We start from the raw sequence: 21,549 nt of genomic DNA, 5'->3' as shown, positions 1-21,549 counted from the left end.
AACTTTTGTCAAAGCCGCCAGTCATACCGTCCATGACGAAACGATTGACTCTCTGCGCCGATGACTTCGCCCAGTCCGGCAGCATCAGCGCCGGCATCCTGCAACTGATCGATGCCGGACGCCTGTCCGCCACCAGCGTGCTCAGCCAGTCGCCGCACTGGCCGGAACTGGCTGGCGAACTCAAGGCGCGGGCGGACCGGGTCGATGTCGGCCTGCATTTCAACCTCACGCATGCGCTTGGCGCGCCGGCCAAGCCGCTGTCGCACTGGCTGATGAAAAGCCAGCTGCGCCAACTGTCTCAACCGACGCTGCGCGACGAGATGCTGGCCCAGATCGACCGCTTCGCGGAACACTTCGGCCGTCTGCCGGACTTCGTCGACGGCCACCAGCATGTGCATGCGCTGCCGGTCATCCGCGATGCGCTGTTCGACGCCATCCAGCACCGCTGGCCGGAAGACCGGCTGCCGTATCTGCGCGCGCCGGACAAGCTGGGCCATCCCGGCGACAACCGGCTCAAGTCATTGATTTTGCGCAGCGTCTGCACCAACTTCGACGAACAGGCGCAACAGCGCGGCTTCGCCACCACGCCGTGGTTCGGCGGCATGTATTCGCTGACGCCGCAGGCCGACTTTGCCGGGCTGATGCAATCCTGGCTGTCGCGCAGCCCCAACCACGCCCTGATCATGTGCCACCCGGGCCTGCCGGGCCAGGACGCCGAGGATCCGATCGCGGCCTGCCGCAGCCGTGAATACGATTATCTGGCCAGCGACGCCTTTGCCGAGCTGTGCCAGCGCCATCAGATCAGCCTGACCCGCTTTCAGCCGGAAACCGTCGCCGCCTGATCTGGGTGTTTACGCGCCCGGCCAAGGTTGCGACCACGGCTCGCCCAGCTGCGCCAGCAAGGCGCGGCAGGCATCGCCGGTGAACCATTCGCCGTAGCCAGGCGGCTGGATAAAGGCAAAACGATCTCCATTCAGCTCAAAGCGCAAGGCGTAGGCATGCAGATAGCCGCGGTCGGCCGGCGTCCCGCCATATAATTCATCGCCGAGTATCGGCGCGCCTAGCGATTTCATCGCCACCCTCAGTTGGTGCGTCTTTCCCGTGCGCGGCCGCAGCAGAAACAGCCTGACGCCCGGCCGCAGGGAGTGGCTGAAGCACTGCGTCACCGCCGGATTGGCCTGCGTCGGCATCAAGCGCCACGCGCCGCCGCGCCCCTTGACCATATCGCCGCTGATCCGCCCCTGCTTCTTGGCCGGCTTGTGGTCCGACAAGGCCAAGTAGTACTTCTCCACTTCCCGCTCCGCCAGCGCCTCGCCCAGCGCGCGCGCCACTTGCGCGGAACGCGCCACCAGGATCAACCCCGAGGTGATGCGATCCAGCCGATGCACCGGCCACAGCGCCTCGTCGCCGAGCCCGGCGCGCAGCGCCTCCATCATCCCCGGCGCATCGCCATCGCGATGGAAACTGGCGCCGGGATGCTTGTCCAGCAGGTAGAAACGGGGATCGGTATGGATCAGGGTGTACATGGCAACGCCCAGGTGCATGAAAGCGCGCATTCTATACCAGACTTGCCCGCTGTCATTAGCTCAGCCAGCGCTCCCCCTCTTGATGAATGACAAAAAAATCATGAAAAGGTGTATTTAACCCGTATCGCATATTGCCAATGACCAATAAATAAATATCATGTCATAACAAGCAGAAAATGCCCATCCTTGGCAGAGGAGAGGCATGTTATGACAACAATCCTATAAGGAACCTTCCGTGAAACACTCCAAACAACAAGGCTTCACCCTGATCGAACTCATGATAGTCGTCGCCATTCTTGGCATTTTGGCAACCATTGCGATTCCGGCCTACCAGGACTACACCAAACGCGCCCATGTCACCGAGGGGCTGCAACTAGCCACCTCCGCCAAAAGTGCAGTCACTACCTATTACTCTGTAAACGGCAAACATGCAGATGGCAATGACAGCAAGGCCATCCATGACGCGCTTGGCCTGGCGGAAGCAGAAAAGATCAAAGGTAATGCCGTCACATCCATTACTGTTGACAACCAAGGACTGATCACCGTCGCCTACAATGATAAAGTTGAAAATGGCAAAAAACTGCAATTAAAACCTACTGTTGATGCCAACTCTGGTAGCTTTGTCTGGGATTGCCAAATACCGAAAATCGACGGCATCAATCCGAAGCACGCGCCAAGCAACTGCAAGTCTGAAGAGGCATAAGGTCTACCACTGTATCTGGTCACAATAAAGTTTTTCCTCCCTACAGGGCCTCATTACAAGGCCCTGTAATATTTCAACTACCCTTGCGCTGCTGCATCTCGATGCGCAACTGCTTGCGCATCTCCGCCGCGCGGAAACGCTGACGCTGCTCCTCGGTTTCCAGCACCAGCGTCGGCACCGTCATCGGTTTGCCGTCCTGATAGGCCACCATGGTGAAATAACAGCTGTTGGTGTGGCGTTGGGAACGGGTCTGGATGTTTTCCGCCACCACCTTGATGCCCACCTCCATCGAGGTGCGGCCAACGTGGTTGACGCTGGCGAGGAAGGTCACCAGCTCGCCCACATGAATCGGCTGCTTGAACAGCACCTGGTCCACCGACAGCGTGACCACATAGCAGCCGGCGTAACGGCTGGCGCAGGCATAGGCCACCTGATCCAGCAGCTTCAGCAGCACGCCGCCGTGCACATTGCCGGAAAAGTTGGCCATGTCCGGCGTCATCAACACCGACATCGTCAACTCGCGCTGCCCCTGGCTCTGTTCGCTCATCCTTGTCTCCCTCGTTTCAATACCCGGTATTCTGCCACGTAGATTGGAATAAACAGCGACGGCTTCTATACTGGAATGCTAGAAGAAAGTTGCGCCATGTCCATCTCCAGCATTTCCGGCGGCTATGGCGGCTATACCTTGCCCGTCCATGGCGCCAATTGCCAATGCCCCGCCTGCCAGCAATTGCGGGCGGATGCTTCCATCGTGCCCGCTGCAAACGCAGACGGCGCCCAGTCCAACTCGGCCAACACCGTATCCGGCGCGGGCCAAAGCGGCGCGGCGGACAAGCAAGGCAATCCGGACAGCCAAAACGGCAAACCCGCCGCCAACCAAACTCAAAACGCCAACCCGGCCGCGCCCAAGGCGCCCGATGGCACGCCGCTGAATGACGCGCAGCAAAAGGAAGTGACGGAACTGAAGGCGCGCGATACCGACGTGCGACGGCATGAGGCGGCGCACCAGGCAGCTGGCGGCTCGCTTGCCGGCGCCGCCAGCTTCACCTATGAGCAAGGGCCGGATGGCAAGCAGTACGCGATAGGCGGGGAAGTGCCGATTCAATTGAGCCGCGGCAGTACGCCGCAGCAGACGATACAAAACGCGGAAACAGTGCGCGCCGCGGCGCTGGCGCCGGCAGACCCATCAGGACAAGATCGGGCGGTGGCCGCTGAGGCTGCGCAAGTGGAACAACAGGCGCGCCAGGCAGAGCTGACGCAGCAAAATGGCAATTCCAAACTCAGCCCATTGGAAAAAGCCCAAAAAGCCAGCGCCCCGGAGGGCAGTCAAACCCAGCCGGGGCAGCATATCGACACCTACGCCTGAATCAGGCCTGAATCTTGCGCGCCAGCCGCAGACCGTTGCCGATGACGATCAAGCTGGTGCCCACATCGGCGAACACCGCCATCCACAGGCTGGCCACGCCGGCCAGCGCCAGGCCAAAGAACACCAGCTTGATGCCCAGCGCGATGGCGATGTTCACTTTCAGCACGCGGGCGGTGCGGCGGGCATGGGCGATCAGGTCGGCCAAGCGCGACAGCTTGTCGTCCATCAGCGCCACGCCGGCGGTTTCCAGCGCGCTGTCCGAACCGGCGGCGCCCATGGCGATGCCCAGATCGGCGCGAGCCAGGGCCGGCGCGTCGTTGACGCCATCCCCCACCATCGCCACTTTGCCTTCCTGTTGCAGTCTTTCGATATGACGCAGCTTGTCCTGCGGCAGCAGACCGCCATGGGCCGCGCCGACGCCGGTCAGCCTGGCGACGGCGGTCACCACTTGCGGACTGTCGCCGCTAAGCATCACAGAACGTACGCCCAGGCGATCCAGCCGAGCAATCGTAGCCGCCGCTTCCGGCCGCACCTGATCGGCCACCGCCAACACCGCCAACGCCTGGTCGCCGCTCAGCAAGACCAGCGCGCCCTCCCCGGCGACGTCCAAGGCGTGCAAGGTCTGTTCCAGCTGCGGCGACAAAGCGCCCTGTTCTTCCGCCAGGCGACGGCTGCCCAATTGCAGGGATAGTCCCTCAACCTGGCCGCTGACGCCGCGGCCGATCAGCTCGCTCACCTGCGCCGAGGCGGGGATGGCCACACCGCGCTTGGCGGCCTCGTCCAGCACAGCGCGCGCCAGCGGGTGGGTGGAATGGCTGTCCAGCGCCGCCGCCCAGGCCAGCACGGTTTCTTCACTATCGCCGTCCAGCGGCAGCACGCGGGTAATGCTGGGCTCGCCGCGGGTCAGCGTGCCGGTCTTGTCCAGGCATACGGTATCGATGCGGGCAGCCATTTCCAGCGGCGCGCCCCCCTTCACCAGCAAGCCATGGCGCGCGGCGGAAGCCAACGCGCTGACCACCGTCACCGGCGTGGCGATCACCAGCGCGCAAGGGCAGGCGATCACCAGCATCACCAGCGCGCTGTAGATGGCCTGGTGCCACGGCAGCAGGCCGGCCAGCGGCGCCCCCACCGCGAACAGCGCGGCCAGCGCCAGCACCACCGGGGTATAGCCGGCGGCGAAACGGTCGATGAAGCGTTGCGTCGGCGCCTTGGCGGCCTGCGCGTCGCGCACGGTGGCGATGATGCGGGCCAGCACCGAGCCGGACGCCGCGGCGGTGGTGGTGATCTCTATCACGCCGCTGCCGTTGATGCTGCCGGCAAACACGCCGTCGTCCGGCCCCTTGTCCACCGGCAGGCTCTCGCCGGTGATCGGCGCTTCATTGAAGCTGCTATGGCCGGACGCGATGCGGCCGTCCAGCGGCACGCGCTCGCCCGGCCGCACGCGCACGCGGCTGCCTACCGCCACCTCGGCGGCCTGCGCCTCGCGCCAGCCGGCGCCATCGGCCACCCAGGCGGTTTCCGGCGCCAGCGCCATCAGGGCGCGCACCGCCTCGCCGGCGCGGGACAGCGACATCGCCTCCAGCCGCTCGGCAATGGCGAACAGGAACAGCACCATCGCCGCTTCCGGCCATTGGCCGATCAGCATGGCGCCGATCACCGCGACAGACATCAGGAAATGGATGTTCAGGGTGCGCGTGGACAGCGCGATCCAGCCCTTTTTCAGCGTGGCGGTGCCGCCCAGCAAAATGGAAGCCAGCGCCAGCGCCGCCACCGCCGGCTTGCCGTCGCCCAGGCTCCAGGCCGTGGCTTCCGCCGCGGCCGCGGTCAGGCCGGAGGCCAGCAACAGCAGATTGGCGCGGCGGCTGGAGACAATCGGCGCGGCGGCATGTTCGCCCCCGCCCAGCTCCACCGCCTGCATGCCGACTTTGGCGATCGCGCGTTTGACGTCGTCCAGATTCGGCAGATCATGTTGCAGCAGCAATACGCGCTCGATGAAGTTGAACTCCAGCGCCACCACGCCGTCCATGCCGGACAAGGCCTTTTCGATCAGGCGCGCTTCAGTCGGACAGTCCATAGCCTGAATCTGCAGCCGGGAACGCTTGGCGCCCTGCCCTTGGCCCAGTTGCACGCGGGCCGGCGCGTCATCGCGATGGTGCGAACAGCCGGCGCCATGGCCGTGATCATGTTTATGGTCGTGCTTGTGGTCATGGTTGCGATCGTGGCCGTGATCGTGCTTGTGCTCGTGGCGCTGCGCGTCGGCCAGCGCCAGGCCCGCCTCCACCTTGGCCGAGCAACAATCGCCGCCATGGCTGTGCGGCTTATCCTGATGCGGTTTGCCCGCCTTGCGGTAACGCGTAACGCTTGACATATGCGCCTCCATTGATAGTCTGAGCGCATTGCACACCCTGTAGTTGCTACAGGGTCAAGCGTTTTTTGAGCAGGAGGCAGGATGTTGATCGGTGAACTGGCCAGGAAGACTGGCTGCGAAGTGGAAACCATACGCTATTACGAGCGCGAGGGCCTGCTGTCCGCGCCGCAGCGCTCGGCTTCCGGCTACCGCCATTACAATGCGGATCAGCTGGGCGAACTGAACTTCATCCTGCATTGCCGCTCGCTGGGCATGTCGCTGGCCGACATTCGCAATCTGGCGGCGTTCAAGGCCGATCACGATCACGACTGCGAAGACATCAATCTGCTGATCGACCAGCAGATCGCCAAAGTGCACCAGCAAGTGGAAGCCCTGCGTCTGCTGGAGCAGCAGCTGTTGGCTTTACGCGACAAATGCCACGACAGCCACGCCGCCGCCGACTGCGGCATTCTGCAAACACTGGTCGAGGCGGCCGAGGGCGAACCCTGCGTCTGCCACACGCCGTTCGGCCAGGACAATCACGGCCACAGCCACGATCACGACCACGCAGCCAAAAAAAATGGCCGGACCCAAAAGGGCCGGCCGTAATCAACGCTCGTTTTGGGGAAGAGGAGAAACCCACTGGCTACCACCCCACCGGCAGCCAGGTCACAACACAAACTCGTTACAACCAGTATCCAATCAGCGGCGCGGCAAACACCGTCGCCACCCCGGCCAGCATCATCGTCAGACTGGCCACCACGCCTTCCTCGGCGCCGATCTCATTGGCCTTGGCCGTGCCGGCCGCATGAGCCGCCGCGCCGAACAGCGCGCCCCGCGCCAGGGCGGAACGGATAGGCAACACCGTCAGCATCAGCTGGCCCAGCATCATCCCACACACCCCGGTCACCACCACGAACAAGGCGGTCAGATCGGCCGAACCGCCCAGCGTATTCGCTGCCGCCAGCGCGAACGGCGTGCTGATCGATCGCGGCGCCAGGCTTTTCTGCATCATGTCGGACAGATCCAGCCAGCGCGCCAGCATCACCGAACTGCCCACCGCCACCGGTATCGCCACCAGCACGCCGCAACTCAAGGACAGCCAATGCTTGCGGATCAGCGCGCGCTGCTCGTAAATCGGTATCGCAAACGCCACCGTCGCCGGCCCCAGCAGCCAGGTCAGCCAACGGGTATCGGCAAAATAAGTGTGGTACGGCACGCGGGCCAACACCACCAGGCCGATGATCAGCAGCGGCACGGCCAGAATCGGCGTGCTCCACCAGCTGCGCGTTTTCAGGTAATACTTCTTGACCACCCAGTACAACACCACGGTGAGTACGAAGGAGATCAGGGCAATCTCATGCTCCATGGGCTTCAACCCTCATCTGCGCCTTGCGGTTGCTGGCGCGGCGGCGCATCCGGATTTCCAGGCGGTAGCAGCGATCCACCACCAGAGCGGTCGCCGCCATCACCAAGGCGGTGGAGGCCACAATCACCAGCAACAGGCGGACACCGGCGGATACAATCACTTCCGGATACTGCACCACCGCCACCACCGCCGGGATGAAGAACAGCAGCATCTCCGCCAGCAGCCAACGCGCGCCGTGCCGGAACCAGCTCACCGGCAGCAGGCCGGACCAGAAACCCAGCAGCACCAGCAGCATGCCCAGCACGCCGGCCGGCATGGCCGGCAGAAAACGGTGGCTCAGCTGACTGGCAGCCAGCCACACCAGGCTCAGCAGCGCAACCTGGCTACAGGTTTGCAACAGCGGCATCAGGCGGTAAAACAGGCGGCGTGCCATGATTCGGCTTCCATCGACTTACGGAGTTGAAGCTAGTATAGCCAGCCGTATTTCATTCTAAAAATGAATTAAAATTATCGTTACGATTCCAATCAGGAATGCAAATGGACATCCGCGCCTTGCGCTATTTTGTCGAACTGGTGAAATGCCAAAGCTTCACCCGCGCCGCCGACGCGCTGTTCGTCACCCAGCCCACCATCAGCAAAATGGTGAAACAGCTGGAGGAAGAGCTGGGCATGCCGCTGATCCTGCGCGAAGGGCGCAGCTTCCGGCTGACCGACGCCGGCCGCGTCACTTACGAGCGCGGGCTGGATGTGCTGTCGGCGATGCATAAGCTGAAAAACGAGCTGACCGACCTATCCGGCCTCAGCCGCGGCGAGCTGGTGGTCGGCCTGCCGCCCATGGTGGGCGTGGCTTTTTTCGCCCCGGTAGTCAGCCACTACCGCCGGCTGTATCCGCAGATCGAATTGAAAATGGTGGAAGACGGCGCGCTGGCCATCGAAAACCGCATCAAGAGCGGCGAGCTGGAAATCGGCGTGGCCGTGCTGCCGGTGGATAGCCAGCTGTTCGACCATTACTCGGTGGTGCGCGACCCGCTGTGCCTGGTGGCGCCGGCCGGCTCGCGCTGGCAGGGCCAATCGCTGGTGCGCCTTGCCGACATCGCCGACCAGCCGCTGGTGCTGTATCCGGAAGACTTCACGTTATGCCGCCGCGTCAGCGACGCCTTCCGCGAGCTGGGCAAAACGCCGAATATCGTCGGCCGCAGCGCACACTGGGACTTCATCGTCGAACTGGTGGGCGCCAATCTCGGCGTCACCCTGCTGCCGCGCAGCATCGTGGCGCGGCTGGACAGCGGGCAATACGACGTGATCCCGCTGTACGACAACAAGCTGTACTGGCACCTGGGCCTGATCTGGCAGCGCGGCGGCTACTTGTCCCACGCCGCCCGCGCCTGGCTGGCGCTGACGCGGGAGCGGCTGGGCGGACAGGGATGAACTATTGAAAAGCCAATAAAAGTTGAAGCCGCACTAGTATAAACTGGAATTCAGGTCGGACTTTGAAACAGCTGCCAAGAATGACTGCGCGCCCCTTCTAAACCATCTCACAAGGCGATACTTGATGAGTATCGAAAAAATCATCGACAAGATGCGGCGCTCTCCACACAACATCGACTTTCATGATTTGGAAGCGGTATGCCGCGAGAAATTCGGCGAAGCCAGGCAACAGGGATCCAGCCATCGAATTTACAAAATTCCGGGCAGTAGGCAGCGGATCAATATTCAGAACGATAACGGCAAAGCGAAGCCCTATCAGGTTCGACAGGTCCTAAAAGCATTGGAGCAGTTGGAGAAACAGCAGAATGGATAGCAGACATTATTCGTACCGGGTGATTTGGTCACCCGAAGATGAACAATACGTAGGCTTATGCGATGAGTTTCCGCTGCTGTCATGGCTAGACAACAGCCAAGACAAAGCGCTGCATGGTATTGTTCATCTGGTGCGCGATGTCATCATCGACATGAAGGAATCGGGCGAGCCATTGCCCGGAATTCATTCCCAGCGCGAAGCTGGCGCGCTTTTCTAGTGCGAGTAAATAGCAATCAACTGGCTGTCTTCAGCACCCGCTGGCGGCGGCTTTCCGACAGCACCATGCCGGACGACACCGACACGTTCAGGCTCTCGACCGTGCCGAACATCGGAATGGACACCAGCACGTCGCAGTGCTCGCGGGTCAGACGACGCATGCCCTCGCCTTCAGCGCCCATCACCCAGGCCAGCGGACCGGAAGCTTCGAAGTGGTACAGATCGGTGTCGGCCTCCATCGTGGTGCCGGCGATCCACACGCCGGCGTCCTTCAAGTCGCGCAGGGTGCGCGCCAAGTTGGTGACTGTGATGTAAGGCACCACCTCGGCCGCGCCACAGGCCACCTTGGACACCGTGGCGTTCAGCGTGGCTGAGCGGTCTTTGGGGGCGATCACGGCGTGCGCGCCCATCGCGTCCGCCACCCGCAGGCAAGCTCCCAGGTTGTGCGGATCGGTGACGCCGTCCAGGATCAACAGCAGCGGCGGCTCGGACAGGTTTTCCAGCACGTCGTCCAGGTCCACGTAGTTCATGCTGGCGTCTATCATCGCCGCCACGCCTTGATGACGAGCATTGCCGGTCATCGCGTCCAGCCGTTCCTTGTCCACGATGTGCAGCTTGATCTTCTCCGCGCCCGCTTTATCCAGCACCGCCTTGGCGCGGGCGTCATGGCGGCCGCCGGCCAGCCAGATTTCCAGCAGGCTCTTCGGGTTCTGCCACAGGCGGGCGTTGATGGCGTGGAAGCCGTGTATCAGGCGTTTGTTGCTCATGGCGGAGATTCTCAAATTCACAATTCCCGCCATTGTAGCCGCAAGCCGCCCCACGGCCCAGCTTCACGCCGGAATGCCCGCCGCCGCAAGCGGTTGCGGCCAGCCCGCCACCAGGGCGGCGAACTCGGCCGCCGGCAGCGGCCGGCTGAAGTGGTAGCCTTGCAGCGTGTGGCAGCCCTTGCCTTGCAAGAAGGCCGCCTGCGCCTCGCTCTCCACCCCTTCCGCCACCACGTGGAACTTCAGCTTCTTGGCCATGGCCAGGATGGCTTCGGCGATGGCGGCATTGTCCTCGTCCTCGGGCAGGCCGTCGACGAAGGACTGGTCTATCTTCAGCGTGTCCAGCGGGAAGCGCTTCAGATAAGACAGAGAGGAATAACCCGTGCCGAAATCGTCGATGGACAGCCATACGCCCAACGCTTTCAGTTGCGCCAGCAGCTGCACGGCTTCGTCTGGATTCTGCATCAGCATGCTCTCGGTGATTTCCAGCTCCAGCCGGCTGGCGGGCAAGCCCGCGGCCTGCAAGGCGCCGGCCACCTTGGCCGGCAGCGACGGCTGGCCGAACTGGCGCGGCGACAGGTTCACCGCCAGCCGCGGCACCGGCAGGCCCTGGCGGTCCCAGGCCGCCAACTGGCGGCATGCCTCGGCCAGCACCCAGTCGCCGATCGGCTTGATCAGCCCGGTTTCCTCGGCCAGCGCGATGAAGCGCACCGGCGGCACCAGGCCCAGCTGCGGATGGCGCCAACGCAGCAACACCTCCGCGCCTTGCAGCGCGCGGCTGTCGGCGGCCAGTTGCGGCTGATAATGCAGTTCGAACTCGCCGCGCTCCAGCGCCATGCGCAGTCCGTTTTCCAGCAGCAGACGCTCGAAGGTCTGGGTGTTCATGCCGGCGTCGAAAAACTGATAGGTATTCTTGCCGGAATCCTTGGCCCGGTACATCGCCACGTCGGCGTTTTTCAGCAAGGTCTGCGCATCCTGCCCATCATGCGGGAAGACGCTGATGCCTATGCTGCCGGTGATGAATACCTCATGCGCCTCCAGGCTCAGCGGCCGGCCGAGCTCGGTCAGGATGTCAGTGGCCACGTCCCCCAGCTCGGTATGGCTGTCAAAACCGCTCATCAACAGGGTGAATTCATCTCCGCCCAGCCGCGCCAGCATGCCGCGCTCCCCCACCACGCGCGCCAGGCGCAGCGCGATCTCGCATAACAGCAGGTCGCCTGCCTGGTGGCCGAAGGAATCGTTGATCAGCTTGAAACGGTCCAAGTCGATGAACATCACCGCCAATTGGCCGCCCTGGCTGGCCATGCGCGCCAGCGCCTCGTCCAGATGCGCGGTGAGGCTGCTGCGGTTGGGCAGCCGGGTCAGCGGATCGTGATTGGCCAGGAACTGCAGCCGCGCCTCGGCCTCCTTGCGCTGGGTGATGTCGGAGAACACCGCCACGTAATTGCACAGTTGGTCGTCTTCGTCGCGCAAAGCGGAGATGGAAAGTTCGGCCGGATACCACTCGCCGTTCTTGCGCCTGTCCTGCATCTCGCCCTGCCAGTGGCCGCTGCCGGCCAGCGCCTCCCGCATCGCCTCCCGCTCCCGCTCGCCCAGATGGAAGATGCGCGAAGGCTTGCCCAGCGCTTCGTCTTGCGTATAACCGGTGATGCGGGTGAAGGCGTCGTTGACGGCGATGATGCGAGCATTGGCGTCCAGAATCAGGATGCCCTCGGCCGAATTTTCAAACACCTTGGCCGCCAGCCGCAGATTGGTATCGGCCAGCAGCCGATCCGAGATGTCCATCACCACGCCGATCACCGCCTTGCGGCCATCGAGTTCGAACAGACGGCTGTGCACCTCCATGTCCACCACCACGCCGTCCTTGCGCAGCGCGCGGGTGGAATAGTGCATCACCGCGATATTCTCGCGGAAGCGGCGCAGCAGCTGCTGGCGCAGCCGCACCGCCTCGCCCGGCACCAACAACTGGGCCATGGTCATGCCCACCATGTCCTCCGGCGCATGGCCCATGATCTCGGCCAGCTTGGGATTGGCATACACCAGCCGCTCGTCCTGCATGATGTAGATGCCGACCAGCGACTGCTCCACCAGCGCCAGATAGCGCTCTTCGGCTTCGCGTTTGGCGCGCTGCTCGCGCTTGCTCAGCGTGATGTCGGTATCGACGCTGCCCACTCCGGCGGGCCGTCCGTCGGCGTCGAACAGGGGAAACTTGGAGGCCAAAAGATAGGTCTCCACGCCGTTGAGCACGAAATGCTCCTCGAACTGGCGCGGGGCCAGCACGTTCAGCACCTGCTGATCCTGCTCGCGGATCTGCCGGGCATCGTCCAGATCGAACACATCCTCCGGCCGCCTCCCCGGCAACTCTCCCGGCGAAACGCCCACCCGCCGCGCATAGGCGGCGTTGACCAGCAGATAGCGGCCTTCCATGTCCTTCAGCGACATCATGGTCGGGCTGTTGTTGACCAGGGAATCGATGCGCGCGCGGAACGTCTTCAAGGCCGCCTCGTCGGCGCGGTGCCCATCCATCAGAATCGCCACCAGCAGGCCGGAGACGTTCAGCGCCAGCGCCAGCAGCAGATCGGTGGAGACATGGCCGATGATGGCGTGGCTGACGGCGCCGGTGCCGGCTGACGCCAGCGACAAGCCCACCGCCACCGCGCCGGCGGTCAGCGCGGCGCCCCCCAAGCCGGTGCGGCAGGCTGCCCACAGAATGAAGGGAAAAAACAACAGCTGGTTGGGAATGTTCAGATTGATCTCGCTGGACTGCAGCAAGCCGGCCTCCAATGCCACCAAGGCCAGAATCAGCGCCTGCTCCAGACGCACCGTCCAGGACGGCGCATGGGGAGACGGCCACGCCAGGGGCACGCACAAGAACAGCGCGGAAGTCAGGACGGCCCAGCCTTGCCAGGCCCATGACCAGGCAAGATGGTGGCCGCCGCCGGCGCACCAGACATAAACGCCCAGCGGCAAGGCCGCCAACGGCGCCGGATAGACGATCAAGGCCAGCAGCAGATCGCGCAGCTGATTCGGCGTGGCGGGACGCGGCCGCCACGCCGTCAAACGCCCCAAGCGCAGTCCGGGCGGAATCAGATACAAGGAGCCGGCCAGCAACATGCTCCATAGCGACGGCATCAGCCATAGCGCCGGCAACAAGGCGGCTAACGGCCACCACCAGCTGCGCCGAGCGCCGCGCGCGAGCTGTTGCCAGGCAAACAGGCCGTGCGGCAAAAAACTGGCAAGTGTCAGTGCCGCCTGGGGACTGCGCGGCCACAAGGCCACGCCGCTGACAAACCCCAGGAAAACCAACCCCTCCTCCACCCTTTGTGTGGTTCTCACGCTTCCATCCTTTAGCTGTCGTCCGGTTTGCCGGATCTTGGCCACGCCCGCATCATGCCAATTTCATTTATTTCGACATGAGTCGCGGTGCTATGCATTATTTTTTTGAATGTCTAATCCTGGCCCCATGCTGTTTTTCTTCTAATTGAGATAAATGACATTTGAGCCAAACGCATACGATAGCCGGGATTGCCCGCGCCGGCTAGCGTTCGCCGCCGGGGAAACGCCGCGCGCGCTGTTATAATCGCCACAAGCACAACTCCGCACAGAAGCAGATCAAGTTGGATATGCACCCGACCCTGCCGCCCGCCGGCCAGAAAACCCGTTGCGGCCGTCTGCCAGACGGCCTGGATAGCCATGCCATCGCCGCCTTGGCCGCGCAGCGCCAACCGCTGTTGATCCTCACCGCTGACGCCCAGGCCGCGCAACGGCTGAAGGCCGAACTGCCGTTCTTCGCGCCGGACCTGTCCATCGCCCTGTTCCCGGACTGGGAAACGCTGCCCTACGACCACTTCTCGCCGCACGGCGACCTGGTCAGCGAGCGACTGGCCACGCTGTGGCAGATCCGCCAGCGCGAATGCCAGGTGGTGATCGCGCCGGTCAGCACCACCCTGAGCCGGCTGGCGCCGGTCAGCTATCTGCTGGGCCGCACCTTCTTCCTGAAAACCGGCCAGCAGCTGGATGTGGAAAAACTGCGCGGCGATCTGGTCACCGCCGGCTACCAGCACGTGACGCAGGTGATGGCGCCGGGCGAGTTCTCGGTGCGCGGCAGCCTGATCGATCTGTATCCCATGGGTTCGCCGCTGCCGTACCGGATCGACCTGTTCGATGCCGAGATCGACAGCCTGAAGACCTTTGATCCCGACAGCCAGCGCACGCTGTACCCGGTGCCGGAAATCCGCCTGCTGCCGGCGCGCGAATATCCGGCCGACGAAAGCGGCGTCACCGCCTTCCGCCAGCGCTACCGCGAAAAGATGGAAGGCGACCCGAGCAAGAGCCGCGTCTACAAGGATGTCTCGCAGGGGCTGTGGCCAGCCGGCATCGAGTACTACCTGCCGCTGTTCTTCGACGAAACCGCCACCTTGTTCGACTACGTCGGCGAGGACGCGCTGGTGGTGCTGCACCACGAGGTGCAAGCCGCAGCGGAAACCTTCTGGCGCGACGCGCAAAGCCGCTACGACATGGCGCGCGGCGATACCGAGCGGCCCGTGCTGCCGCCGGCCGACATCTTCCTACGGCCGGACGAACTGATGGCGCGGCTCAAGCCGTACGCCCGCATCGAGCTGGCCGGCGAAGGCGAAACCGGCGCCGCCGCGCTGCCGGAGCTGGCGGTGGACCGCCGCGCCGAGGCGCCGCTGCACAAGCTGCAAGCCTTCATCGCCGCTGGCGGCAAACGCATCCTGCTGGCGGCGGAAAGCCTGGGCCGCCGCGAAACCATGCTGGCCTTCCTGGCCGAAAACGACATCAAGCCGACGCCGGTGGACAACTGGTCCGACTTCATCGCCGGCAAGATGCCGCTGGCGCTGACCGTGGCCCCGCTGTATTCCGGTTTCGCGCTGGCCGAGCCAGCCATCGCCGTGGTGACGGAAAGCGAGCTGTACCAGCACGTCGCGCGCAGCCACACCCGCCGCAAACACCAGCGGGCGGCCTCCGACGCCATGCTGCGCGACCTGGCCGAGGTCAAGGCCGGCGACCCGGTGGTGCACGAGGCGCACGGCATCGGCCGCTATGTCGGCCTGGTGACCATGGACCTGGGCGAGGGCGAAACCGAGCTGATGCAGCTGGAGTACGCCGATGGCGCCACGCTGTACGTGCCGGTGTCACAGCTGCAATTGATCTCGCGCTACGCCGGCGGCGCCACCGACGACATCCAGCTGCACAAGCTGGGCAACCCGGCCTGGGAAAAGGCCAAGAAGCGCGCGGCGGAAAAGGCGCGCGACACCGCCGCCGAGCTGCTGAATCTGTACGCCCAGCGCGCGGCGCGCGAAGGCCACAGCTTTCAGCTGTCCCACGCCGACTACGCCGCCTTTGCCGCCGGTTTCGGCTTTGAAGAAACCGTGGACCAGGCCAGCGCCATCGAGGCGGTGATCCAGGACATGTGCTCCGGCAAGCCGATGGACCGGCTAGTGTGCGGCGACGTCGGCTTCGGCAAGACCGAAGTCGCGCTGCGCGCCGCCTTCGTCGCGGTGATGGGCGGCAAGCAGGTGGCGGTGCTGGTGCCCACCACCCTGCTGGCCGAGCAACACTTCCAGAACTTCTCCGACCGCTTCGCCGATTGGCCGGTGCGCATCGCCGAGCTGTCGCGCTTCAAGAGCGGCAAGGAAACCAAAGCCGCGCTCGCAGGTCTGGCCGACGGCGGCGTCGACATCGTCATCGGCACCCACAAGCTGGTGCAGCCGGATATCCAGTTCAAAAACCTGGGCCTGGTCATCATCGACGAGGAGCACCGTTTCGGCGTGCGACAGAAAGAGCAGTTGAAGCGGCTGCGCGCCAATGTCGACGTGCTGACGCTCACCGCCACGCCGATTCCGCGCACGCTGTCGATGGCGCTGGAAGGCCTGCGCGACTTCTCCGCCATCACCACCGCCCCCAGCCGCCGGCTGGCGGTGAAAACCTTCGTCAGCCCCTTGAGCAACGGCGTGATCCGCGAGGCGGTGCTGCGCGAGCTGAAACGCGGCGGCCAGGTGTTCTTCCTGCACAACGAAGTCGACACCATCGAAAACATGCGGGAGAAGCTGGCCGAGCTGATCCCGGAAGCCCGCATAGGCGTCGCCCACGGCCAACTGCGCGAGCGCGAGCTGGAACAAGTGATGCGCGACTTCCTACAGCAGCGCTTCAACCTGCTCTTGTGCTCCACCATCATCGAAACCGGCATCGACATCCCCAACGCCAACACCATCCTGATCAACCGCGCCGACAAATTCGGCCTGGCTCAGCTGCACCAGCTGCGCGGCCGCGTCGGACGCAGCCATCACCAGGCCTACGCCTATCTGTTGACGCCGGACGGCATGACCCGCGACGCGCAAAAGCGGCTGGAGGCGATCCAGCTGTCCGGCGAACTCGGCGCGGGCTTTTATCTGGCGATGCATGATCTGGAAATCCGCGGCGCCGGCGAAATCCTGGGCGAAGGCCAATCCGGCGAAATGCAGGAAGTGGGTTTCAGCCTGTTCACCGAGATGCTGAAACAAGCCGTGCGCGATCTCAAGAAAGGCCGCGCGCCGGACCTGGACGCGCCCTTGGGCGTCACCACCGAGATCAACCTGCACAGCCCGGCGCTGCTGCCCGACGCTTACTGCCCTGACGTGCACGAGCGGCTGCTGATCTACAAACGCCTGGCCAGCTGCGAAACCGAAGGCGAAATCGACGACATCCACGAAGAGCTGATCGACCGCTTCGGCCTGCCGCCGCAAAGCGTGAAAACGCTGATCGAAAGCCACCGTCTGCGCCTAGTCGCCAAGGAACTGGGCGTGCAGAAGCTCGACGCCAGCGAAGTGGCGGTGCAGATCACCTTCATCAAGAATCCGCCTATCGACCCGGTGAAGATCATCATGCTGATTCAGAGCAAGAAGCATTACCGCCTGGCGGGACAGGACAAGTTGCGGGTGGAGCAGGCGCTGCCGGAGGTGGCGCAGCGGATCGTGAAGGTGAAGGAGGTGTTGAAGGAGTTGAGCGCGTAGGCGCGCTGATCGTCCTCCTCCATGTAATAAACGGCCGACTCGATTGAGTGGGCCGTTTTCATGTAAGCCGTTTTATATTGAGTGGGCCGTTTTCATGTAAGCCGTTTTATATTGATGCTCTTTTGGGGAAACCCGCTGCGCGGATAATAATTTAGATACCGGTTCCGCCCGGCGGACGGGTGAGGGGGCTGCGCGGCCAGCCCCCTCACGACCCCAGGCCGCCCCAACAGCGCTGCGAAACCCCGGTTTCAAATCCATTTTCAAGGAGCCGCCGAAACTACATGCGTGCGAATCTTTGATTCGCTCAGCAGTACGCGCTAACGTCGCGCGGCGTCGAACAAATCGGCGGCTTAAAACCTTGAAAATGAATATGAAACCGGCTTGCGCTGATGGGGATGATGGCGTATCGAATACGTTCGACTTCCAACACTCACGCTCATTACTCGCCTTGCTTGGCTTTTACCCACATTTACAGCTGTAAAACCAATCCGATTTGCCACACTTCCCCATCAGCGCAAGCCGGCTTGCAAGCCATCTCCGGGGTTTTAAGCTGCCGGCTGTTCGACGCGGGGCGACGGTAGCGCCCCGCTAGTTCCGGCAGCTCCCCGGAGATGGCTTGGAAGACGGGGTTTCGCCGCGCTGTTGGGGTCGCCTAGGGGTGTCGGGGAGCTGGCGAGACAGCTCCCTGACCTGCCCGGCGGGCAGCCCCGCCATGCAAATCATCATCCGCGCAGCGGATGCCTAGACTGCTCAACTTGCGCCAATGCAAGGCAAGCCCGGCGCTCCAAGACTAAATTGGAAAGACCAGCCAATCAGGAGCCGCCATGCCCCGCACCGATCCCGATGACGACGACAAGCCCGTCCCCCTCTACCGCCAATACGAAACCCAGGGCACGGTGCGGCAGATATCGTTTTATCTATCCGAGGAAATCGGCGCGGCCATCCACTACACCGACCTCCTGTACACGCTGCGCACCGCCAGCAGCACCGACATCGTCTACCTGCACCTGAATACCCCCGGCGGCAACTTCGACGCCGGCCTGCAAATCATCAACAACATCCGCGCCAGCGAGGCCCATGTGGTCACCATCCTGGAAGCGCGGGCCTACTCCATGGGCGCGCTGATCTTCCTCTCCGGCGACGAATTGGTGGTGCACGACACCTGCCAGCTGATGTTCCACAACTACTCGTCGGCGCTGATCGGCAAGGGCAACGAGCAGCAGGCGCAGGTGATGGCCAGCGGCAAATGGTTTGAAAAAGTCATGCGCCATGTCTGCCGCCCCTTCCTGACCGACGAAGAGCTGGATCGCATCCTGAAAGGCGAGGACATCTGGCTGGACAGCGACAACATCCGCCGCCGCCTGGGGAACATCCAAAAAGGCGCGCCGGCAATCGCGCCGCGCAAGGCGGCGCATGCCAAGACCAAACCAAACGCAAGCTGAACAGCCTTGCCCGCGTCCACGATTGGCGGATAAGCAAAGCGTCACGGCTTACTCGCTGATGCCATTGCGCCATTATCTGGCCGCTTGGTTCAGTTTAATTTCCCATCCAACCTAGTCTGGTCCAGCCGGTAACGACGCCCAGTCTGGCGGAGTTGGACGCCGCCCAGACGACACTGGACAGCTGGTATATCGATTGCGCGGATGAATTGAGCGCGGAGGACAGCGAGGCGGAAATCGACTTCCTGTTCGTCGATGGCGGCAAGGGCAGAATGCGGCGCGGCGACATGCTGCTGCACATCGTCAACCACAAGAATTATCATCGCGGCTTTGTCGCGGACATGCTGTACCAGCTGCCGGCCACGCCGCCCACGACCGACCTGCCGGTCTACCTGCGCGACGTGCATCTAGAGGCAGCGCTACCTCTCTAGACCGCCGCTACCGCCGGCGCGGCCACGCGCTCCATCTCCACCCGGTTGCGGCCGTTATGCTTGGCCTGGTACAGCAGCAAGTCCGCCTCCAGAAACAGACTGGCCAGGCTTTCATGCTCTGCCGGCCGCAAACTGGCCACGCCTATGCTGGCGCTGATGCTCAAGGACAACTCGCCGATGCGCGGCTGCAAAGCGCTGATGGCCAGCCTGAGCCGGTCCGCCGCGTGGAAGGCGTCGAGGCGGCTGGTCTGCGGCAGCAGCGCGACGAACTCCTCGCCGCCGTGCCGCCCCAGCAAATCCCCCAAACGCGCCTCGCGGCGCAGGCAATCGGCCAATTGGCGCAGCACCTCATCGCCCACTTGATGGCCGTAGCGGTCATTGATGCTCTTGAAATGATCGAGGTCGATCAGCAACAGCGACAGCGCCTCCCCCTTGCCGACCGCGCGGCGGAATATGGCGTCGGCTTTTTCCAGGAAAGTGCGGTGATTGAGCAGCCGAGTCAGGCCATCCTGATCGGCCTGCTGGCGCAACTGCATCAGCAGGCGTTCATAACTGATGAACAATATGCTGAGGCTGAAGCAGAAAGTCAGCCAAAACAGACATAGCGACGAAAACAGATTGAACAGCCCGCCGCGCTCGGCAAACCCCGGATCGCCCATCCACCAGGCCACGGCGAAGCGGCAGACTGAGATCAGAATGATCAGCGTGGCCAAACCTGCCGCCAGCCAGTGCCCAACCGGCGTCGCCTGGCCGCGCGCGCGCAGAAACTGGGCAAAAATCAAGGACCAGAAAACCACGTGGGAGAACGATGTCACCATGACGCGATGGCCGTAGTTCGCCTCGCCGCCCAGCAAGATGAACGCCAGCATCACCGCCGCGGCGCTGCCCAGGCAAAACACGCCCCGGTCCCTCAGGCCAAACAGCTGGCGCGTGGCCAGCAGCGCCATCGGGTGGAACATCAGCAACAGCATCGTGACCAGCAGCAAGCTAGGCCATGGCGCCAATGGGACAGGCAGGAAAGCGAGGGTGGAGCCGGCAGCGCTGATCGCCCCGCTCAACCCCAGCGTCAACAGCGCCGGTTCGCGCCGGTTGTAGCGCCAGAACAGCAGCACCACCAAGGTCAGCATCAGCGTGTAACCCGTGGTGCTGAGCAAGGTGGCTTTGAAATCTAGAATGCTATGAACGGATTGGATGGCCATGGATGCAGGCCGGGCGACGCCGGCGCCTGCTCGCCATCTGCGTCAACTCCGCGCCCCGGAATCAAAACGTTCACAACATAACAGATCGTTTCGCTCAACGCTTAAGACAATTGATGCTTTTGACATCTGCCGTCCGCCACTCGTGTCTTTGCCGCAACGGCCGGATGGCAGATGCCTGGCAAAGCGCTTTGCCGACGCCTGGCCAATCCATGCCGCTCTCGGCCGGCTCTGGATCTTCATGATTTTGCATCCGCGCGGGGAGCAAAATCATTCCGCGACAGCATCAGCCACACGCGGGCCATCTTCAGCGATTCAACAACTGCATCACCTCGGCCGCGTATCGCGAACCGCTCACCTGGCCAGCGGCGAACACCTGGTCCAGTTCAGACAGGTCGGCTGCCGTCAGCGCCAGCCGCAGCGCGCCCAGATTGTCGCGCAGATTCGCCTGCTTGCGCGCGCCGGGAATGGCGATGATGTCGTCGCCCTGCGCCAGCAGCCAGGCGAGCGCCAGCTGCGCCGGGCTGCATCCCCTGGCCGCGGCCATCTGCTTCACCTTGTCCACCAATCGCAGATTGCGCTGGAAGTTCTCGCCCTGGAAACGCGGATTGCTGCGACGGAAATCATCGGCGGCGAAGTCGTCCGGGCTCTTGATCGCGCCGGTCAGGAAGCCGCGCCCCAGCGGGCTGTAGGCGACAAAACTCGCGCCGACCTCGCGGCAGGCGGCCAGCACGCCGTCCTCCGGGTCGCGCGTCCACAACGAATACTCACTCTGCAGCGCATGGATGGGATGCACCGCGGCGGCGCGGCGCAGCGTCTCGGCCGACGCCTCGGACAAGCCCAGCCAGCGCACCTTGCCGGCCCGCACCAGCTCCGCCATCGCGCCCACTGTTTCCTCGATCGGCACCGCCGGGTCGATGCGATGCAGGTAGTAGAGGTCGATATGATCGACGCCCAACCGCGCCAGGCTCCCCTCGCAACTGCTGCGCACGTAGTCGGGATGGCCATTGACGCCGCGCCTGGCCGGGTTGGCCGGATCCAGCACGATGCCGAACTTGGTGGCCAATACCACCTCGTCGCGGCGCCGCGCCAACAGCTTGGACAACAGCCGCTCGTTGGTGTGGGGGCCGTACATATCGGCGGTATCGAGCAGGTTGACGCCCAGATCCAGCGCCAGGTCCAGCGTCGCCAGCGACTCCGCGTCGTCATGCGCGCCGTAGAAGGCGCTCATGCCCATGCAACCCAAGCCCAGCGCCGAAACCTGCGGGCCGTTGCGGCCCAGTGTGCGTTTTTGCATCGCCCTTGCTCCTTGTTTGGAAAGTGACGTCAGCATAGGAGATGGCCAGGCGAGGATAAATGGCCGAAAATGACAAACATT

19 protein-coding genes are annotated in these 21,549 nt (G+C 63.5%); 10 read left to right on the top strand and 9 right to left on the bottom strand.

The annotated features are described in order from the left end of the window. Window positions 1-32 precede the first annotated feature (32 nt). A complete protein-coding gene (locus QUG01_RS10675; RefSeq protein WP_500830122.1) occupies window positions 33-842 on the top strand; it encodes a ChbG/HpnK family deacetylase in 810 nt (269 codons plus the stop codon). A gap of 9 nt (window positions 843-851) precedes the next feature. On the opposite strand, the gene QUG01_RS10670 is transcribed toward QUG01_RS10675, so the two are convergent. Then, a complete protein-coding gene (locus QUG01_RS10670) occupies window positions 852-1,526 on the bottom strand; it encodes a TIGR01621 family pseudouridine synthase (protein WP_500830121.1) in 675 nt (224 codons plus the stop codon). A gap of 235 nt (window positions 1,527-1,761) precedes the next feature. On the opposite strand from QUG01_RS10670, the gene QUG01_RS10665 reads away from it, so the two are divergent. Further along, on the top strand, window positions 1,762-2,229 hold the full coding sequence (locus QUG01_RS10665; RefSeq protein WP_500830120.1) for a pilin: 468 nt from the start codon (window positions 1,762-1,764) through the stop codon (window positions 2,227-2,229). A 73-nt stretch (window positions 2,230-2,302) separates the two neighbouring features. Here the strand turns inward: QUG01_RS10665 and QUG01_RS10660 are convergent, their stop codons facing one another. Further along, window positions 2,303-2,776, bottom strand: a complete 474-nt coding sequence (locus QUG01_RS10660; protein WP_500830119.1) for an acyl-CoA thioesterase — start codon at window positions 2,774-2,776, stop codon at window positions 2,303-2,305. 96 nt (window positions 2,777-2,872) lie between these two features. On the opposite strand from QUG01_RS10660, the gene QUG01_RS10655 reads away from it, so the two are divergent. Next, window positions 2,873-3,595 carry a putative metalloprotease CJM1_0395 family protein gene (locus QUG01_RS10655; RefSeq protein WP_500830118.1) on the top strand — a complete coding sequence of 241 codons (723 nt, stop codon included), beginning with the start codon at window positions 2,873-2,875 and terminating at the stop codon, window positions 3,593-3,595. Between the two features lies 1 nt (window position 3,596). On the opposite strand, the gene QUG01_RS10650 is transcribed toward QUG01_RS10655, so the two are convergent. Continuing rightward, the gene (locus QUG01_RS10650) at window positions 3,597-5,963 is read right to left on the bottom strand and encodes a heavy metal translocating P-type ATPase (protein ID WP_500830117.1); all 2,367 of its coding nucleotides are present in this window, start codon (window positions 5,961-5,963) and stop codon (window positions 3,597-3,599) included. A gap of 81 nt (window positions 5,964-6,044) precedes the next feature. Here QUG01_RS10650 and QUG01_RS10645 point away from each other — a divergent pair, with 81 nt between their 5' ends. Then, window positions 6,045-6,551 (top strand): Cd(II)/Pb(II)-responsive transcriptional regulator, encoded by a 507-nt coding sequence (locus tag QUG01_RS10645; RefSeq protein ID WP_500830116.1) that lies wholly within the window; start codon window positions 6,045-6,047, stop codon window positions 6,549-6,551. 76 nt (window positions 6,552-6,627) lie between these two features. On the opposite strand, the gene QUG01_RS10640 is transcribed toward QUG01_RS10645, so the two are convergent. Next, window positions 6,628-7,311 carry an LrgB family protein gene (locus QUG01_RS10640; RefSeq protein WP_500830115.1) on the bottom strand — a complete coding sequence of 228 codons (684 nt, stop codon included), beginning with the start codon at window positions 7,309-7,311 and terminating at the stop codon, window positions 6,628-6,630. Continuing rightward, window positions 7,301-7,744 carry a CidA/LrgA family protein gene (locus QUG01_RS10635; RefSeq protein WP_500830114.1) on the bottom strand — a complete coding sequence of 148 codons (444 nt, stop codon included), beginning with the start codon at window positions 7,742-7,744 and terminating at the stop codon, window positions 7,301-7,303. Before QUG01_RS10635 ends, QUG01_RS10640 begins: the two co-directional genes overlap by 11 nt. A gap of 104 nt (window positions 7,745-7,848) precedes the next feature. On the opposite strand from QUG01_RS10635, the gene QUG01_RS10630 reads away from it, so the two are divergent. The 3 genes from QUG01_RS10630 to QUG01_RS10620 all read left to right on the top strand — a co-directional run bounded on the left by QUG01_RS10630 (window position 7,849) and on the right by QUG01_RS10620 (window position 9,329). After that, window positions 7,849-8,739: a LysR family transcriptional regulator gene (locus QUG01_RS10630; protein WP_500830113.1), complete on the top strand. Its 891-nt coding sequence runs from the start codon at window positions 7,849-7,851 to the stop codon at window positions 8,737-8,739. Between the two features lie 124 nt (window positions 8,740-8,863). Continuing rightward, window positions 8,864-9,112, top strand: a complete 249-nt coding sequence (locus tag QUG01_RS10625) for a hypothetical protein (RefSeq protein ID WP_500830112.1) — start codon at window positions 8,864-8,866, stop codon at window positions 9,110-9,112. Beyond that, window positions 9,105-9,329 (top strand): hypothetical protein, encoded by a 225-nt coding sequence (locus QUG01_RS10620; RefSeq protein WP_500830111.1) that lies wholly within the window; start codon window positions 9,105-9,107, stop codon window positions 9,327-9,329. Before QUG01_RS10625 ends, QUG01_RS10620 begins: the two co-directional genes overlap by 8 nt. Before the next feature lie 16 nt (window positions 9,330-9,345). Here the strand turns inward: QUG01_RS10620 and rlmB are convergent, their stop codons facing one another. Together rlmB and QUG01_RS10610 are read right to left on the bottom strand one after the other, a co-directional pair. Continuing rightward, window positions 9,346-10,095 carry a 23S rRNA (guanosine(2251)-2'-O)-methyltransferase RlmB gene (rlmB, locus tag QUG01_RS10615; RefSeq protein WP_500830110.1) on the bottom strand — a complete coding sequence of 250 codons (750 nt, stop codon included), beginning with the start codon at window positions 10,093-10,095 and terminating at the stop codon, window positions 9,346-9,348. Window positions 10,096-10,158: 63 nt separating this feature from the next. Beyond that, complete coding sequence (locus QUG01_RS10610; protein ID WP_500830109.1) at window positions 10,159-13,428, bottom strand: bifunctional diguanylate cyclase/phosphodiesterase; 3,270 nt, start codon at window positions 13,426-13,428, stop codon at window positions 10,159-10,161. A gap of 287 nt (window positions 13,429-13,715) precedes the next feature. Between QUG01_RS10610 and mfd the strand changes: the two genes are divergently transcribed. The 3 genes from mfd (at window position 13,716) to QUG01_RS10595 (ending at window position 18,975) form a co-directional block, all read left to right on the top strand. Then, window positions 13,716-17,105: a transcription-repair coupling factor gene (gene mfd / locus QUG01_RS10605; RefSeq protein ID WP_500830161.1), complete on the top strand. Its 3,390-nt coding sequence runs from the start codon at window positions 13,716-13,718 to the stop codon at window positions 17,103-17,105. Window positions 17,106-17,929: 824 nt separating this feature from the next. Further along, on the top strand, window positions 17,930-18,547 hold the full coding sequence (locus tag QUG01_RS10600; protein ID WP_500830108.1) for a Clp protease ClpP: 618 nt from the start codon (window positions 17,930-17,932) through the stop codon (window positions 18,545-18,547). A 104-nt stretch (window positions 18,548-18,651) separates the two neighbouring features. Next, complete coding sequence (locus tag QUG01_RS10595) at window positions 18,652-18,975, top strand: DinB family protein (RefSeq protein ID WP_500830160.1); 324 nt, start codon at window positions 18,652-18,654, stop codon at window positions 18,973-18,975. Here the strand turns inward: QUG01_RS10595 and QUG01_RS10590 are convergent. Together QUG01_RS10590 and QUG01_RS10585 are read right to left on the bottom strand one after the other, a co-directional pair. After that, window positions 18,972-20,174, bottom strand: a complete 1,203-nt coding sequence (locus tag QUG01_RS10590; protein ID WP_500830107.1) for a GGDEF domain-containing protein — start codon at window positions 20,172-20,174, stop codon at window positions 18,972-18,974. The genes QUG01_RS10595 and QUG01_RS10590 overlap by 4 nt on opposite strands. Before the next feature lie 304 nt (window positions 20,175-20,478). After that, on the bottom strand, window positions 20,479-21,468 hold the full coding sequence (locus QUG01_RS10585; RefSeq protein ID WP_500830106.1) for an aldo/keto reductase: 990 nt from the start codon (window positions 21,466-21,468) through the stop codon (window positions 20,479-20,481). Window positions 21,469-21,549 lie beyond the last annotated feature (81 nt).

It is taken from the genome of Chromobacterium sp. CCUG 76385 (genome assembly GCF_059916625.1).
The sequence above is the reverse complement of the archived record's forward strand: the minus strand, read 5'-3'. Positions and strand labels throughout refer to the sequence as shown.

What these genes read in the sequence shown, in the direction of transcription:
- QUG01_RS10630 (WP_500830113.1), top strand. Translation starts at nt 7,849, where the DNA reads ATGGACATCCGCGCCTTGCGCTATTTTGTCGAACTGGTGAAATGCCAA.
- mfd (WP_500830161.1), top strand. Translation starts at nt 13,716, where the DNA reads ATGCACCCGACCCTGCCGCCCGCCGGCCAGAAAACCCGTTGCGGCCGT.
- QUG01_RS10675 (WP_500830122.1), top strand. Translation starts at nt 33, where the DNA reads ATGACGAAACGATTGACTCTCTGCGCCGATGACTTCGCCCAGTCCGGC.
- QUG01_RS10625 (WP_500830112.1), top strand. Translation starts at nt 8,864, where the DNA reads ATGAGTATCGAAAAAATCATCGACAAGATGCGGCGCTCTCCACACAAC.
- QUG01_RS10585 (WP_500830106.1), bottom strand. Translation starts at nt 21,468, where the DNA reads ATGCAAAAACGCACACTGGGCCGCAACGGCCCGCAGGTTTCGGCGCTG.
- QUG01_RS10600 (WP_500830108.1), top strand. Translation starts at nt 17,930, where the DNA reads ATGCCCCGCACCGATCCCGATGACGACGACAAGCCCGTCCCCCTCTAC.
- QUG01_RS10620 (WP_500830111.1), top strand. Translation starts at nt 9,105, where the DNA reads ATGGATAGCAGACATTATTCGTACCGGGTGATTTGGTCACCCGAAGAT.
- QUG01_RS10670 (WP_500830121.1), bottom strand. Translation starts at nt 1,526, where the DNA reads ATGTACACCCTGATCCATACCGATCCCCGTTTCTACCTGCTGGACAAG.
- QUG01_RS10640 (WP_500830115.1), bottom strand. Translation starts at nt 7,311, where the DNA reads ATGGAGCATGAGATTGCCCTGATCTCCTTCGTACTCACCGTGGTGTTG.
- QUG01_RS10650 (WP_500830117.1), bottom strand. Translation starts at nt 5,963, where the DNA reads ATGTCAAGCGTTACGCGTTACCGCAAGGCGGGCAAACCGCATCAGGAT.
- QUG01_RS10645 (WP_500830116.1), top strand. Translation starts at nt 6,045, where the DNA reads ATGTTGATCGGTGAACTGGCCAGGAAGACTGGCTGCGAAGTGGAAACC.
- rlmB (WP_500830110.1), bottom strand. Translation starts at nt 10,095, where the DNA reads ATGAGCAACAAACGCCTGATACACGGCTTCCACGCCATCAACGCCCGC.
- QUG01_RS10660 (WP_500830119.1), bottom strand. Translation starts at nt 2,776, where the DNA reads ATGAGCGAACAGAGCCAGGGGCAGCGCGAGTTGACGATGTCGGTGTTG.
- QUG01_RS10590 (WP_500830107.1), bottom strand. Translation starts at nt 20,174, where the DNA reads ATGGCCATCCAATCCGTTCATAGCATTCTAGATTTCAAAGCCACCTTG.
- QUG01_RS10655 (WP_500830118.1), top strand. Translation starts at nt 2,873, where the DNA reads ATGTCCATCTCCAGCATTTCCGGCGGCTATGGCGGCTATACCTTGCCC.
- QUG01_RS10635 (WP_500830114.1), bottom strand. Translation starts at nt 7,744, where the DNA reads ATGGCACGCCGCCTGTTTTACCGCCTGATGCCGCTGTTGCAAACCTGT.